This is a genomic window from Mesorhizobium sp. B1-1-1, from assembly GCF_006442955.1.
Taxonomy (GTDB): domain Bacteria; phylum Pseudomonadota; class Alphaproteobacteria; order Rhizobiales; family Rhizobiaceae; genus Mesorhizobium.
Genome location: NZ_VFWW01000012.1, coordinates 16,918 through 30,709, shown reverse-complemented (window position 1 = coordinate 30,709; position 13,792 = coordinate 16,918). Strand labels below are relative to the sequence as shown.

13 protein-coding genes are annotated in these 13,792 nt (G+C 63.3%); 5 read left to right on the top strand and 8 right to left on the bottom strand.

Going from position 1 to position 13,792, the window contains the following annotated elements:
* Positions 1-20: 20 nt before the first annotated feature.
* From FJ986_RS24025 to FJ986_RS24015, 3 genes are all read right to left on the bottom strand, one after another.
* On the bottom strand, positions 21-1,265 hold the full coding sequence (locus tag FJ986_RS24025) for a sugar ABC transporter substrate-binding protein (RefSeq protein WP_140496168.1): 1,245 nt from the start codon (positions 1,263-1,265) through the stop codon (positions 21-23).
* Positions 1,266-1,344: 79 nt separating this feature from the next.
* A complete protein-coding gene (locus FJ986_RS24020; RefSeq protein WP_140676007.1) occupies positions 1,345-2,133 on the bottom strand; it encodes an SDR family oxidoreductase in 789 nt (262 codons plus the stop codon).
* Positions 2,130-2,888, bottom strand: coding sequence for a FadR/GntR family transcriptional regulator (locus FJ986_RS24015; protein WP_140513598.1), 759 nt, complete (start codon positions 2,886-2,888; stop codon positions 2,130-2,132). Before FJ986_RS24015 ends, FJ986_RS24020 begins: the two co-directional genes overlap by 4 nt.
* A 133-nt stretch (positions 2,889-3,021) precedes the next feature.
* Here FJ986_RS24015 and FJ986_RS24010 point away from each other — a divergent pair, with 133 nt between their 5' ends.
* Genes FJ986_RS24010 through FJ986_RS23995 form a run of 4 tightly spaced genes read left to right on the top strand, consistent with a single transcriptional unit; the run spans position 3,022 to position 6,258 of the window.
* Positions 3,022-4,161 carry a mandelate racemase/muconate lactonizing enzyme family protein gene (locus tag FJ986_RS24010; protein ID WP_246671676.1) on the top strand — a complete coding sequence of 380 codons (1,140 nt, stop codon included), beginning with the start codon at positions 3,022-3,024 and terminating at the stop codon, positions 4,159-4,161.
* A 52-nt stretch (positions 4,162-4,213) separates the two neighbouring features.
* On the top strand, positions 4,214-5,080 hold the full coding sequence (locus FJ986_RS24005; RefSeq protein WP_140556704.1) for a DUF6772 family protein: 867 nt from the start codon (positions 4,214-4,216) through the stop codon (positions 5,078-5,080).
* A complete protein-coding gene (locus FJ986_RS24000; RefSeq protein WP_140496164.1) occupies positions 5,080-5,415 on the top strand; it encodes a hypothetical protein in 336 nt (111 codons plus the stop codon). The genes FJ986_RS24005 and FJ986_RS24000 overlap by 1 nt, the downstream gene beginning before the upstream one ends.
* Positions 5,416-5,469: 54 nt before the next feature.
* Positions 5,470-6,258 (top strand): SDR family oxidoreductase, encoded by a 789-nt coding sequence (locus FJ986_RS23995; protein ID WP_140496163.1) that lies wholly within the window; start codon positions 5,470-5,472, stop codon positions 6,256-6,258.
* A 141-nt stretch (positions 6,259-6,399) separates the two neighbouring features.
* Here FJ986_RS23995 and FJ986_RS23990 read toward each other — a convergent pair whose 3' ends face one another.
* The 5 genes from FJ986_RS23990 to FJ986_RS23965 form a co-directional block, all read right to left on the bottom strand.
* Positions 6,400-6,702: a DUF982 domain-containing protein gene (locus FJ986_RS23990; RefSeq protein ID WP_140496450.1), complete on the bottom strand. Its 303-nt coding sequence runs from the start codon at positions 6,700-6,702 to the stop codon at positions 6,400-6,402.
* Positions 6,703-7,388: 686 nt separating this feature from the next.
* Complete coding sequence (locus FJ986_RS23980; protein WP_140676004.1) at positions 7,389-7,853, bottom strand: Hsp20 family protein; 465 nt, start codon at positions 7,851-7,853, stop codon at positions 7,389-7,391.
* A 354-nt stretch (positions 7,854-8,207) separates the two neighbouring features.
* Entirely contained in the window at positions 8,208-9,977 is a 1,770-nt protein-coding gene (locus tag FJ986_RS23975) for a thiamine pyrophosphate-dependent enzyme (protein WP_140676001.1), read from the bottom strand.
* 49 nt (positions 9,978-10,026) lie between these two features.
* Positions 10,027-10,467 (bottom strand): DUF2267 domain-containing protein, encoded by a 441-nt coding sequence (locus FJ986_RS23970; RefSeq protein WP_140522271.1) that lies wholly within the window; start codon positions 10,465-10,467, stop codon positions 10,027-10,029.
* 147 nt (positions 10,468-10,614) lie between these two features.
* Positions 10,615-11,217 carry an alpha-ketoglutarate-dependent dioxygenase AlkB gene (locus FJ986_RS23965; RefSeq protein ID WP_140522269.1) on the bottom strand — a complete coding sequence of 201 codons (603 nt, stop codon included), beginning with the start codon at positions 11,215-11,217 and terminating at the stop codon, positions 10,615-10,617.
* A 164-nt stretch (positions 11,218-11,381) separates the two neighbouring features.
* Here FJ986_RS23965 and FJ986_RS23960 point away from each other — a divergent pair, with 164 nt between their 5' ends.
* Positions 11,382-13,769, top strand: coding sequence for a phosphoketolase family protein (locus FJ986_RS23960; RefSeq protein ID WP_140676119.1), 2,388 nt, complete (start codon positions 11,382-11,384; stop codon positions 13,767-13,769).
* The last annotated feature ends 23 nt before the right edge of the window (positions 13,770-13,792 follow it).

Sequence of the window (13,792 nt, the reverse complement as noted above, 5' to 3'; positions counted from 1 at the left end):
GGCCATGAACCGAAATCCTGTCAGAGCAATGGCTGAATGGCGGCGCAGACGCCCTTCAGCGCCTCTTCGACATTGGCGTCGGCCCGCCACAGCGCGTCGACGCGCGGCGCCATCGCGGCGAATATCTGCGGCACATGCTCATGCGAAGGGTGAACGCGGCCGTTGACGATCGCTGCGGCGACGCTTTTCATCTGCTCGGGCGGGATCAGCTTGTTGGAGTTGACGAAGGCGTCGCTCTCCAGGACGCTCTTGCGGGCCGGCGGAAAGAACTGGGCCATGACAGCCACATTGTCCTTGCTGGTCATGTCGGCCACCAGTTGCGCGGCAAGCTCCTTGTTCTTGCCGGACGCAAAGACTGTCAGCGCGGCCTGGCCGATGACCGGAGCTTCGCCGGCGGGTCCCGAAGGCAAGGGGGCGATGCCCCATTTGAAGCCTGCCTCGGGCATCTTCGAGGCTCGCGAGATCTGGTTCACGGTCATCGCCGAATTGCCGGAGAAGTAGTCGCCCTGCTCTCCCGGCGGCACGATCGACCTGTCCTTGAACACCATATCATGGAGCTGCTTGATGGCAGCCACCGCTTCAGGCTTGTCGAGGCCGCACTGGCCGTCGGCCCACAGATCACCGCCGTAAGCGCGCACGGGCGGCAGCAAGGCGTGCGTCATACGCGATGCGTAACCTTCGCCATCCTTGAATTCGAAGCCCCATTTGCCGGGATTGGCCTCGGTGATCTTCTTGGCGACCTCCTGGAATTTCTGCATGTTCCACTCGCCCTTCGCGGCGAGCTGGTTGGGATCTTCGACACCTGCTTTGTCGAACATGTCCTTGTTGTAGTAGATCAGGAAAGGCGAGGTGGAGAAGGGCACGCCGTAGACCTTGCCGTCCTTCTGCCAGAGCGCCATGGCGGGCTGGGAGAAATCGTCGAAATTGTATCCCTCGGTCGCCTTGAGCGTCGGGCCGATGTCCATCAGCAGCCCGGCGTTCTCGAAGGCGGGTGCGGCATCCTCCATCATCCAGGCGATGTCGGGGGCGTTGCCCCCGGCGACCTGGAAAGTGAGCTTCTGCGTGTAGTCGGCGACCGGAACGGTCTCGAATTTCACCGTGACGCCCGGATGCTTGGCGATGAAGCCCTGGGCGATGCCGTTCAGCATCTTGAGGTGGGCCTCGCTGCCCGTCCACACGGTCACTCGGAGTTCCTGGGCCAGCGAGTGCGCCGACAGGGCGCACAGCGCCAAGGTCGATAGTGCAAGCTTTATTGCGGTCTTCATGGTTTCCTCCCGAAACGCCGATGGTCCAATCAACAACTGCGGGCGCGCAACGAACGGGCCGGCAGGCGGCGGCGACTTGTCATGCCGTTGTCCCCGGCAGCGCGCCGGGCGCGTCGCCGATCGTCCAACCGCCGTCAACGGGCAGGTCAGCCCCGGTGACGTAGCGGGCGGCGTCGCTGCACAGAAAAACGAAGGCGCCGACGAGGTCGTCGGCCTGGCCGTGGCGGCCGGCGGGAATCTTCGCGGCGACCGCTTGGCGGAAGGCGGCGTCCCGGTAGCGCTCGGCCGTTGCCTCCGTCTCGATCGCGCCGGGCGATACCACATTCATGGTGACGCCATGCGGCGCAACCTCGCGCGCCAGGGCGCGCACCGCCGTAAGTTGCGCCGCCTTCAGCGAGGCATAGACGATCGTTTCCGCGCGCGGACGCCTCGCCATCACGCTGCCGGTCGCGACCACGCGTCCCCATCCGCGCTTGGCCATGGCGGGAACGAGCCGCGTGGCCAAGGTGAGCAGGGCCGTGAAGTTTGCCGCCACATGGGCCTGGATATGCGCTTCGTCGATCTCGCTCCATGCACGGCGCCGCTCGATCGCGCCGTTCGAGACGAGGATGTCGATGGGCCCGGCGCCGGCGGCTTCATCGGTAAAGGCCGACATTGACTTGCTATCGGTGAAATCGGCCTCGAGAACCGCGGTGCCCGGGCCGATAGCGGCAGCCGTTTCGCGCGCGCCGGCGGCGTCACCGAAGTGATGCAGCGCGACGCTGGCGCCATGCTGCGCCAGGGCGATCGCAACCGCGCGCCCGATGCCGGAGCTGGCGCCGGTCACCAGCGCCCGCCGTCCGGCAAGGGAAAAACGGTCCTTGCTCACGGCGACGGCTCCCCGAGCTTGCCGGCCACCTCGAACGAGGCGATGTCGGCCGCGTCGAAATGCTCGTGAATGCGCCGGTCCGCGAGATCGGTGTCGCCCGCCATGATCGCGTCGTAGATCGCCTGGTGCCGTTCGACGGTGGCCCTCCAATCCGCTTCCGTGCGGTTGGAGCGCTGGGAGAACAGTTCCGAAACCTCGCGTTGGACAGACCGCATCCCTTCCATCTGAATACGGATCATGGAGTTGCCCGTGGCCGTCGCGAGGCCGAGGTGGAACAGAATGTCGGCTTGCGTGAAATCGCCAGGCCTGCCGATGCCGGCGTGCATGTCGAGCACGGCCTGGCGCATCATTTCCAGGCCGCGCGGATCGCGGCGCTCGGCGGCCAGCCTGGCTATGCCAACCTCGATGACGCGGCGCATCTCGTTGGCTTCCTGAAGCCGCGTCAGGCTCGAACGGACCGCATAGGCGTAGATGCGCTCCATCGGCTCGCCGCTGAGTGCCTTGGCGCGGGCAACTTTTCCTTGCTGCGTCGAAACGAGGCCGGCGCTGGTCAACTGGCGCAGCGCCTCGCGTGCGATGGGCTTGGAGACGCCGAATTCCCGGGCGATCTCGCCTTCCGGCGGCAGCGCTTCGCCAGGCGCGATGCGTCCGTCGAACAACGCCGCGGCGATCGCATCCGAGACGCCGTCCGCGAGGCGGGAAGGGCTCGCGAGTTTCGCGGAGAAAATCGGCTTGCGTGCTTCGTCCAGGGGCATTCGGAATCCTTTCCGAGCTCACTAGCACGGTTTTCCCGAACATAGCAACTAAGTTTTTTGGTTGCTAAGTTTACAAGTGAAAGCTATGAAGGCGGTGCGAGAGGACCAAGGGAGAAATCTGGAGCCGATGCACGTGAGCGATCCAATCGCGGCGGGGCCGCTGAAGATTGCCGAGGTGATTGCCCATCCCCTCAGCCAGACATTGCCCCGGCCCACGGTCACGTCCTGGGGCGTCTATGAAAAGGTCTCGCTGGTCCTGGTCGAAGTGCGCACGAGCGAGGGCATTGTCGGCGTAGGCGAAACCCTGGCGCGGTTCTCGCCCAAGGCTTATGTCGAGCTGATCGAAAGCTCGCTCAAGCCGCGCCTGCTCGGCCAGGACGCGCGCAACATCGGCGCCCTATGGCAGTCCATGCGCCGCGTGCTTTCGGGCAGGGCGGGCGGCGTGCTGATCGAGGCCATCGCCGGCGTGGACATCGCGCTATGGGATATATTGGGCAAGGCGACCGGGCAGCCGATCGCGAAGCTTCTCGGCGGTGTCGGACGCGACCGCATCGACGTCTATGCCGCCGCGGTCAACTGGGTCGACGACGATGCCGCCGACGCTGAACTCGATCGTTATCTCGGCGAGGGCTTTACGCGCATCAAGGTTAAGATGGCGCGGCCCGTGCGCGAAGCCTGCAAACGGATCGAGCGCATCCGCAAGCGCGCCGGCGATGCGATCGGGCTCTGCGTCGATGCGAACTGGGCCTACAATCTGGACGAGGCGGTCGAGGTAGGTCATGCGCTTTCGGCAAACGGCTATTTCTGGTTCGAGGAGCCGCTGCAACCGGAAAACGAGCAGGGTTATGAGGAACTGCGCCGGCGCTGCGACGTGCCGCTGGCCGCGGGCGAGAGCAATTTCACGTTGGACCAGGCGCAGCGCCTGATCGCCAACCGGACCCTGTCCGTGCTGCAGCCCGACGTGGCGCGCGCGGGCGGCATCTCCGAGACGCGTCGCATGGCCGACTACGCCGCGGCGCATGATGTCCGCTACGCGCCGCATATCGGCATGTCGGGCATCGTCTGCGAGACCGCAAGCGTCCATCTGTCAGCCGCGATGCCGAACTTTGGCGTCATGGAGTGCGAGTGCGACGCCAGCCCGTTCAAGGCCAGCCTGGCCGATCTCGCGCCCGGTTGCGTCAGGCAGAAGAACGGCACGCTCGACGTCCCGCAGAAACCCGGGCTCGGCATCGAGATCGACTGGGACGCCGTCAAGAAACTGAAAGCCGGATGAGGCCGAGATGAAGAACCAGGTTCCAAACCAGGGCGCTGACCTCGCCGAGGCGATGCGGCTGGCGTTGTTGCGCGCGGACCCCGCGCTCAGCCGCTTCGACCCGCTGCCGCGGATATTGTCGTTCGACGATTTCGCGCGCGGCCATTGCGGCTGGTCGCAGCTTGTCGGCAACTATGAGAACGATCTGGACACCATGCTGCCGGGCTACGCGCAACATACCAGCGCGATGCTGTCGACGCTCGCGCACTGGGACGCCGGCTCACACGGGGGGATGGATTCATCCTATGCGTTGAAGGTTGCGACACGTCCCCTGCCGGGAGCCCGCAACGTCGCCATCAAACGCCACACATTCAGGAAGCGCGGACCGATCCGCTTCGAAATGTATTTCACCTTCAAGCCCGAAGCCAATGCGCTGAAGCTGTCCGAAACCGATGTGCGCTCCGTCGGCTTCCTGTTCGACCTGCAGGGCGGAGACCAGGATAGCAACAGCGATCGGGTCATGCCGCATCTGCGCTTTTTGAACGCGCTCGACGGCCAGCACTTGCAAAAATGGCAATACAAGCGCGAGACCGAGAAGATCATCCCGATCGGCAGCGACGACAAGACGATCAGCCACTATCACCTGTCGCCGGAGGGATGGCTCGACCTTCCCGGCGGATCGCAGCGCCTGTGCTACAACGAGATCCCCACCAAGGTGAACTGGACTTATCTGTGCTTCGATTTCGATCTGGAATCGATGACGGCGCTCGGGCTGCGCTGCAACGATCGCAGCTTCGATCTCTCGGGATTCGATTCGATCCGCATTCCGGCGATGAAGAACCTGTGGTGCATGCTCAATTTCGGCCTCTTCGCTGAAACCGACGTTGCCAAACGGGCCTTCCTCTATGTCGATTCCATCTGCATTTCCGGAGACTTCTGATGCTGCCCGAGAACATCACCGCGGTCGTCTCGCGCAACGAGCGCTGGCGCGGCGAGGCCGCCAGCGAGCCTTACGAGGCAGGATGGGCGCGCGAGGCGATCTTCTTCGTGCGCGCGTTGAAGCAACCTGTCGGCCCTGCGGCAACGGCGTGGATCGAGATCTCGCCGGATGGAATGCACTGGCTGCGCGAAGGCACCGAGTTTGTCATGCCGGCCGAGCGCGACGGCATGGCAATGGCGCGGCTTAGCCATTTTGGCAACTGGCTGCGCGTCGCGGCGCGTTTCGACAGCGGCGCGGAGTGCAGCGTGCTCGTGACGCTGCACCTGAAGGCCTGAACACGCCTCGCCAAACGTTGCCGCCGGCCAACCCTTACTGTTCACGGAGACATCATGATCGACCCTTATGCGACGTTTGCCCAGGACAGTTTTGCCGGCAAGACCGTGCTGGTGACCGGTGCCGCGAGCGGCATGGGTTTCGAGACCGCCCGTGCCTTTCTTTCCAAGGGCGCCGAGGTCGTGATGTGCGACCGCGATACCGAGGGGTTGGCGAAGCGCCATGACGAATTGAGCGGAAGGGCCGGGACCCCACCGCACAAGGTGGTGGCCGACATGGGCGACCCCGACAGCATCGCGCGCATGTTCGACTATTGCGACGCCAGGCTGGCGCGGCTCGACAACGTCGTGACCTGCGCGGCGATCATCACTGCCAAGAGAATCGCGGAGCAGGATTGGGCGCACTGGCAGCGCGTCCTCGGCGTCAATCTGCTGGGCACCTTCTTCACCGTCCAGGGGGCGGTGCAGCGCATGCAAGGCAATGCCGGCGGGGGGAATATCGTGTGCGTGGCCTCCGACGCCGGTGTGCATGGCGGCGGCGGGCTCATCGCCGACACCGCCTATGCGGCGTCCAAGGCCGGCACGCTGTCGCTGGTGAAGTCGGTTGCGCGCGAATTGGCGGGAAAGAAGGTGCGCATCAACGCCCTCAATCCGGGGCCGACCGATTCGCCGATGCATTCCCATATCGACCAGGCTCTCAAGGACCGCATCGCGGCCAATTTGCCGATGCGCCGCATGGGCCGGCCCGACGACATGGCCGCCGCGATCCTATTCCTTTGCTCGGACGCCGCGAGCTTCGTCTATGGCGCGGCGCTCGACGTTGATGGCGGCTCGATGTTCCGCTGACCGGCACCGCCAAGCATGGTGACCGGCGTTAGCACCGGTCACCGCGCCCTGCCGGCGGCACGACCTACGGAATTAGGCGCTCTCCATGACTTTGCTCGGAACCTGACATACTTGAAACCGAAGGTTCGGCGAACGTTCTCCTCAGGCGGAAATGCCGCCTCTGCCCGTCTTGATCCCCGCCATCCAGGGTATGGAGGTCGAGACGTCTTCAAGGATCCTGGCCGAGCGCGCAAAGCCGGCAAAAGCATCGCGTGCCAGCGAGGCTGGGACATGGCCGTCATAGGCGCGTTGACACGCGCGCAGGGCGGTTTCGAAAATCGGGCCTCTGCGGTTCCGGGGCCAATTCTGCAGAAACTCGAATGCATCTTCGAGGCACGCTACTTCCTCGATCATGAAATCCCCGTTCTTCACCAGAACAGGCTGCTCGAACATTTTGTCATTCATGAACTTCCTCCATTGGCTGGATGCTTTTGAGGGGTTGGCCCCAACCCCTTCATTGGGGCAGTTCATCGTTTCACGAGACGCCGAACTGCTCTAACTGTTTGTTTCCACGTAATTTCCAGGGAAAAGCGGTATGCGCTTTTCCCGGGATTGCTCTAGGCTGCTTCAGGTTCCGGCAGGGAAAATGCCCCGCCACCGCCTGCCCTCGGCGGGATCGCCGCGCAGACCGGGCTCGGAGGTGGATCGTCATCATCGTCTTCACCTCGGATGCCCGCGATCCAGCGGGACCAACTCCCTCGACGGAAGCGGCCGAAAGAACGCCGCTGGGACCGAGACGCCGCCCTGTGCGGCGGATGCCCTTGCTCGCGCTCATCCAGTGCCTTCAGCGCGCGAAGGATCTCATCCACATTCATGACCGAGCCGTCATCCAGCCTGCGCAGCGACGGAGCGTCGTCAACCGCATGCGCGTCCGAGGCCCATGAGGCAAGCAAGGCACGCTTCGCCTCAAGGCTCATGGTTGAGCAGTTGAGAACGTCGCCGGGGTTTTTCGGCACCGGCGAGACGTCGATGCGGGTCGGTTTTCTTGTGCCGGCTTGAAGAAAGATATCAGCTTCGCTTCTCATCTCCGTTCTCCGCAATCTTGGCTTCCCGGCGTTGCCGGGAGGCGGACCGCAGGTTGTTGCGACATTCTAGGCCGCCTTGCGCGACACATCCTGGCTTATCGACTTCGTTGTATTTTCAGGGCCGCGGACGCCAATCTCGATGCGACGCGGCTTGAGTTCCTCGGGCACCTCACGCACGAGCTCGATGGCGAGCAAACCGCAGTTCAGCGTCGCAGCCTTCACCCTTAGGTGGTCGGCCAGCCTGAAGGCCTGTCTGAAATTACCTGTCGCAAGGCCTTGGTGGAGAACTTGCCGCTGCTCTGGATCGGGCTTCTTGCGTCCGGTAACGCACAGTTCGGCGCCGTTCTGCACGAGTTCGAGCTCGTCCAGGTCGTAGCCTGCTACCGCCATGGTGATGCGGTAATTGTTCTCATTCTTCTTTTCAATGTTGTAGGGAGGCCAGTCCGAGCGAATGCTGCTGTCGAGCATGTCGAAAAGACGGTCGAAGCCGACCGTCGTGCGGTAAAGGGGTGCAAAATCCACGCTTCTCATATCCATATCCTCCGAAAAGCAACATGGGACGCCGCAGGTGTCGCGACGCCTTTTTCATCGAGCCGGAGCCTCGACGCGAAACGATCTGGGAACGGCCAGAAATCTCTTCAAGAGGGGTCCCAAAAATTTTTTGATGCTAAGTTGCCATGCAAGAACAGTGGCTTGCGGTAGTTCTGCCGCACGACCCTTTCACTCTTGCAACAGCAGGATCTGCCCCGAAGCGGTACATGGCCCGAGACTTCCGCGATGGTCGGGGCGCCGATACCGATCCCACGGACTCGGTAGAAGTATCCCTATGCAGTGTCGCCGCGCACGTCGCCATCCGTCGCGGACGTGGGGCGAGATCGGCTGTGCCTACGCTTCCTCGGAAACTTCGTTCATCATGGACTTCAGCGGCTCCTCGCCGACATTGTCCTCGATCTGGTCGTGTCCAGGCGTGTCCGGCAGCGCCTTGCGGAAATTCCTCGCATAATCCGGCGGCATCCTGGGCGGCATCATTGGCTCATAGGCGTCCACGACGGCCTCGATGATCACCGGTCCCTGCGTGGCGAAGGCCGCCTCAAGCACGCCCTCGACCTCTTCCGGCCGCGAGACGCTGTAGCCGATGCCGCCCATGGCCTCGGCGGCCATGGCGAAATCGATGGGCTGCAGCTCGCAGCCGAATTGCGGATTGCCAAGGAACATCATCTGCTCCCAGGCGATCTGGTTCAGCATGCCGTTCTTGAGCACGAGGACCTTGAGGGGAATGCCGTGCCGTACCGCAGTCGAGAATTCGCCGAGTTGCATGGCAAGCCCACCATCCCCAACCACTGCGAAGATAGGGCGCCCCGGAAAGGCAATGCCGGCGGCAATCGCATAGGGAAGGCCGCAGGCCATCGAGGCGAGCGCTCCAGAAACCCCGAACGCCTGTCCGGCCTTCATGTCGATGTGCCTGGCAGCCATCTCGGTATTCTGTCCTGAATCGGCTGCCAGGATCGCGTTCTCGGGCATACGCCTGCCGAACGCCTTGACCACGAGTTGCGGCTTCAGCGGCACGTCCGGCTTGGCTTCGGACAATGCCATTGCGTTGCGCCAGCGGGTCATTTCCTGCCGCGCCTTTCCCAGGAAGGAGCGGTCGCTCTTGCGCTCGAGGCGTTCGTTGAGAAGGCGCAAGGTTTCGGCGGTATCGCCTACAAGCCCCGCCTCGACGGGATAGCGCAGGCCGATCCTCTGCGCGTCACGGTCGATCTGGACGCCGCGCGCCTTGCCGGGTTCAGGATAGTATTCGATGTAGGGGAAGGTCGATCCGACGATCAGCAGGGCGTCGCATTTGCTCAGCGCATCCTGCGAGGCGCGGGTGCCGAGAATGCCGATGCCGCCGGTCGTATTCGGATGGTCGTCGGGCAGCACGGCTTTGCCGAGCAGCGCCTTGGCGACGGGCGCCGCCAGCAGGTCCGACGCGCGTTCAAGTTCTTCGCGCGCGCCGAGTGCGCCGCGCCCGGCCAGGATAGCGACTTTTTTCGCTGCATTGAGAATCTCAACCGCCTGGTCGAGCTGGTCGGCAGCCGGAAGCCGGCTGCCTTCGAACCATCGATCGGGGGTGTGCGAGGGCCGGTTTCGCTTCGAGCGGTCCGCCTCGGGCAACTCGTTTTCCTGTACATCGCTGGCAATCGACAGATGGGCGACGCCGCGCCGGGCAAGGGCCGAGCGGCAGGCGAGACCGGCCAGGTTTTCCATATGGGCGGCATCGGAGACCTGTGCGTTGAAGATCGCTACGTCGTTGAAGGCGCGGGTCAGGTCGACGTCCTGCTGCGTAAAAGTCTCGATAAGGTCGTGGAACTGCATGCCGGTGATGGCAAGCACGGGAGCCTGGTCGAGCTTGGCGTCATAGAGCCCGGTAAGGAGGTGTGTGCCCCCCGGTCCCGAGGTGGCCAGGCAGACGCCCAGCCTGCCGGTCCATTTGGCATAGGCGCACGCCATGAAGGCGGCAGATTCCTCGTGCCTGACCTGGACGAACCGGATGCGGTCCTGACGGGTGCGCAACGCCTCCATGATGCCGTTTATGCCGTCGCCCGGCAGGCCGAAGACGACCTCCACTTTCCAGTTGATCAGCGTGTCGACGAGGATTTCGGCGGCATTGGGCATGGCGGATTTCCTTTATTGAGCACGCCGGCCTCTCGAACCGGGAGGAGGTTCAGTGTTTCGTATCGGGATCGGGACAGAGCTGCCGTACGTCCTCAGGCAGCGAGGCGCGGACCTTTCTGATCTGGCCGGGGTCGATATGGTGAAAGAGGACCTTGAAGACCGATTGAACCGCGGCTTTCGGGTCGACGGGACGCGTATCGTCCATGCCCTGCTCAACGGGGCCGAGAAACTCTTCCAGGGAACGGCTCTTTTGCGGCATGCGTGACGGCTCGAACTGCTCATAGTAGGTGCCGCGCACGAGCAGCGGCAACTGCGCTCCAAGATGCGAAGCCATGTCGACCGGAAGCCGGTCCCTGACGGTGCGCAAGACGACGCCGAGCAGGTGCCAAGCGAACTGGCGATCCTGTCCGTGGTCGGCCATGATCTCGTCCAGCCAGACATTGGTGGTTTGGGTGGTCTTGTCGAAAATCTCGAGTCCGGTAGCGCTCATCGCCGCCTCCTCAATCGAATCGCTCACCCGCAAAACCCGTCGGCAAAACCATCGGTGGCAGGGAAAGTTTCATGCCCGGCCGAAATTTCTTCGCTTCGGCAGTTCACGCGAGATGCTGCACCGGCTGTCGCAGTCGCTGTCCGACAATCACAACGGCCGGAGCGTCCGCAACGTGATCGAATAGCGATGCTCTTTCACCGGCGGTATGCTGTGCTCCCACTCGGTCCGCGAGGCGCCCGCCATCAGATATGCGGATCTCGGCTCGACCGTGACGGTTTCGCGGTCCCATTTCGCACCGTTCCTGCGGCGCAGGCGGAAACTGCACGCAGCCAACAGCGACACTCCGGCGACAATGCCGAAGTGCGGCTTGTCGCGATGCCATCCGATGCCGGCGCCCGGCCGATATTCGTTGATCAGGACCTGCACGAAATTGGTGGCAGGCAGGCCGGCAAAGCCGGCTACCTTGTCCCTCAAGGGCAGCAAGAAACCTGGTATGGGCGGCGCCTCCATCACCTGGCGCCGCTCATAGTCGTAGCGCAGGCCGAAGCCTGCCACGCGCCTATTGGCGAGATAGCCGTGGAAATCGAATGGCTGGAAGGGCAGGCTCTCGAGCTCCCGCACCAGTTCAGCTTCCTGCGCCAGCGTGATCAGTTCGGGCCGGTAACGAAATCCTTCCGGCAAGCTGTCGGGCGCACCAAAGAGGTCGTCCTGGCGAGGGTCCGTGGGATTGCTGGATCCGGGCGATGGCATCGCCCTTAGATGGTGAAATCCGCGGCTGAGGCAAGATTTACCCGGCCGCCCGCGTGGTGCGGCTCGCATTTCATGGGAACCTCGACTTCGCTGTCGGATTATTCAATGCGGGCGGGACGCATCGTATTTCAACCAGCTTTGCCAAGGAGAAACTCGTGCGGGCAATGCGTAGCCGGCCTGAACAAGGAGAGCTCGATCTTATCGACCGTTATTGGCGGGCGGCGAATTTTCTGTCGGTCGGACAGATCTATCTGATCGACAACCCGCTGCTGAAGGAGCCGTTGCGGCCGGAGCACATCAAACCTCGCCTGCTTGGCCACTGGGGGACCACGCCTGGGCTGAATTTCATCTACGTCCATCTCAATCGCATCATCAGGCAGCGTGATGCCGACGTAATCTACATTTGCGGCCCAGGCCATGGTGGACCGGGGATGGTCGCCAATACCTATCTCGAAGGGAGCTACAGCGAAATCTATCCCGAGGTCAGTCGCGACGAGGATGGGTTGCGCAAGCTCTTTCGCCAATTCTCCTTTCCGGGCGGCATCCCGAGCCATGCGGCCGCGGAAACGCCGGGGTCGATCCACGAGGGCGGCGAACTCGGCTATGCGCTGGCTCACGCCTATGGCGCCGCGTTTGACAACCCGGAGCTCGTCGTGGCTTGCGTGATCGGCGACGGCGAGGCGGAAACGGGCGCGCTGGCAGCCTCCTGGCATTCGAACAAATTCCTCAATCCGGTCCATGACGGCGCTGTCCTGCCGATCCTTCATCTCAACGGCTACAAGATCGCGAACCCGACGGTGCTCGCCCGGATCGAGGCGCAAGAGTTGCGGAGCCTGCTGGCTGGATATGGCTATGAACCTTTTTTCGTCGAAGGCGACGAACCGCGGGCGATGCACCGGCTGATGGCCGAAACGCTCGATACTGTCTTCGATCGGATCGATGAAATCCAGAAGGAAGCGCGCGAGACCGGCAGAGTGGATCATCGGCCCCGCTGGCCGATGATCGTGCTGAGAAGCCCGAAGGGCTGGACCGGCCCGAAGGAGCTGGATGGCAAGAAGGTCGAGGGTTTCTGGCGCGCGCACCAGGTGCCGATCACCGACCCGCGAAACGATGCAGGCCATCTCGCAGCTCTGGAAAATTGGATGCGCGGCTATCGGCCCGAGACGCTTTTCGATGAAGCGGGCAGGTTTCGAAACGAGCTACAGGCCCTGGCGCCGGACGGCGAGCGGCGCATGGGCAGCAATCCACATGCCAATGGAGGGATGCTCAAGCAGGAGTTGCGATTGCCGGATTTCCGCCACTTCCGGGTCGCGGTCCCGAAACCCGGCGGCGCAAGGGCCGAGGCGACGAAGCTCATGGGAGCGTTCATCGAGGAGGTCATACGGCTGAATGCCGATGCCCGCAATTTCAGGCTCATGGGACCGGACGAGACATCGTCAAACAGGCTGGACGCCGTGTTCGACGCGACCGAGCGCGTCTGGATGGAAAAGATCGAGCCTTATGACGAGCATCTGGGGCGCGACGGCCGCGTCATGGAGGTGCTGAGCGAACATCTTTGCCAAGGCTGGCTGGAAGGATACCTGCTGACCGGCCGGCACGGCCTCTTCTCATGCTACGAGGCGTTCATCCACATAGTCGATTCCATGTTCAACCAGCACGCCAAATGGCTGAAGGTCTCGCGTGAACTTGTCTGGCGGCGGCCGATCGCGTCGCTCAACTATCTGTTGACCTCCCATGTGTGGAGGCAGGACCACAATGGTTTCAGCCACCAGGATCCCGGCTTCGTCGATCTCGTCGCCAACAAGAAGGCGGACATCGTGCGCATCTACTTCCCGCCGGATGCCAATACGCTGCTCTGGGTCACGGATCACTGCCTGCGAACCTACAATCGGGTCAACGTGATCGTTGCCGGCAAGCAGCCGGCTTCCCAGTGGCTGCCGATGGACGACGCCATACGTCATTGCGAGGCCGGCATCGGGATCTGGGATTGGGCGGGAACCGAGCGTGGAGGGGAGGATCCCGACGTGGTGATGGCCTGCGCGGGAGACGTGCCGACGCTGGAGACGCTCGCGGCTGTCGACCTTCTTCGCCAGGCGATACCGGATCTCGCCATACGCGTCGTCAACGTAATGGACCTGATGGCGCTGCAACCCAAGGAGCAGCACCCCCACGGCCTGGCGGACGCGGAATTCGACAGGCTGTTCACGACCGGCAGACCGGTGGTCTTCGCCTACCACGGCTATCCCTACCTCATTCACCGGCTGACCTACAAACGGGCCAATCACGACAACTTCCACGTTCGCGGCTACAAAGAAGAGGGCACGACGACCACGCCCTTCGACATGGCGGTGCTCAACGAACTGGACCGTTTTCACCTAGCCATCGAGGCGATCGACCGGGTGCCGGGGCTGAGCGCCAGGGCAGCCGATGCGAGGGCCCGATTTGCCGACGGCCTGAACGAGCACACGCGCTATGTTCGCGAACATGGCGAGGACATGCCCGAGATCCGGAACTGGGCCTGGCGCGACAAAGCGGGCGCGGCGGATGGTTAAGGCTGTGCCCGCCGGGGAGTGCC

Bases quoted from the DNA above. Each gene is read 5' to 3' on its own strand.
- FJ986_RS23995 (WP_140496163.1), top strand. From the start codon at position 5,470: ATGATCGACCCTTATGCGACGTTTGCCCAGGACAGTTTTGCCGGCAAG.
- FJ986_RS24015 (WP_140513598.1), bottom strand. From the start codon at position 2,888: ATGCCCCTGGACGAAGCACGCAAGCCGATTTTCTCCGCGAAACTCGCG.
- FJ986_RS24000 (WP_140496164.1), top strand. From the start codon at position 5,080: ATGCTGCCCGAGAACATCACCGCGGTCGTCTCGCGCAACGAGCGCTGG.
- FJ986_RS23965 (WP_140522269.1), bottom strand. From the start codon at position 11,217: ATGCCATCGCCCGGATCCAGCAATCCCACGGACCCTCGCCAGGACGAC.
- FJ986_RS24005 (WP_140556704.1), top strand. From the start codon at position 4,214: ATGCGGCTGGCGTTGTTGCGCGCGGACCCCGCGCTCAGCCGCTTCGAC.
- FJ986_RS23980 (WP_140676004.1), bottom strand. From the start codon at position 7,853: ATGAGAAGCGTGGATTTTGCACCCCTTTACCGCACGACGGTCGGCTTC.
- FJ986_RS23975 (WP_140676001.1), bottom strand. From the start codon at position 9,977: ATGCCCAATGCCGCCGAAATCCTCGTCGACACGCTGATCAACTGGAAA.
- FJ986_RS23960 (WP_140676119.1), top strand. From the start codon at position 11,382: ATGCGTAGCCGGCCTGAACAAGGAGAGCTCGATCTTATCGACCGTTAT.
- FJ986_RS23990 (WP_140496450.1), bottom strand. From the start codon at position 6,702: ATGAATGACAAAATGTTCGAGCAGCCTGTTCTGGTGAAGAACGGGGAT.
- FJ986_RS24025 (WP_140496168.1), bottom strand. From the start codon at position 1,265: ATGAAGACCGCAATAAAGCTTGCACTATCGACCTTGGCGCTGTGCGCC.
- FJ986_RS23970 (WP_140522271.1), bottom strand. From the start codon at position 10,467: ATGAGCGCTACCGGACTCGAGATTTTCGACAAGACCACCCAAACCACC.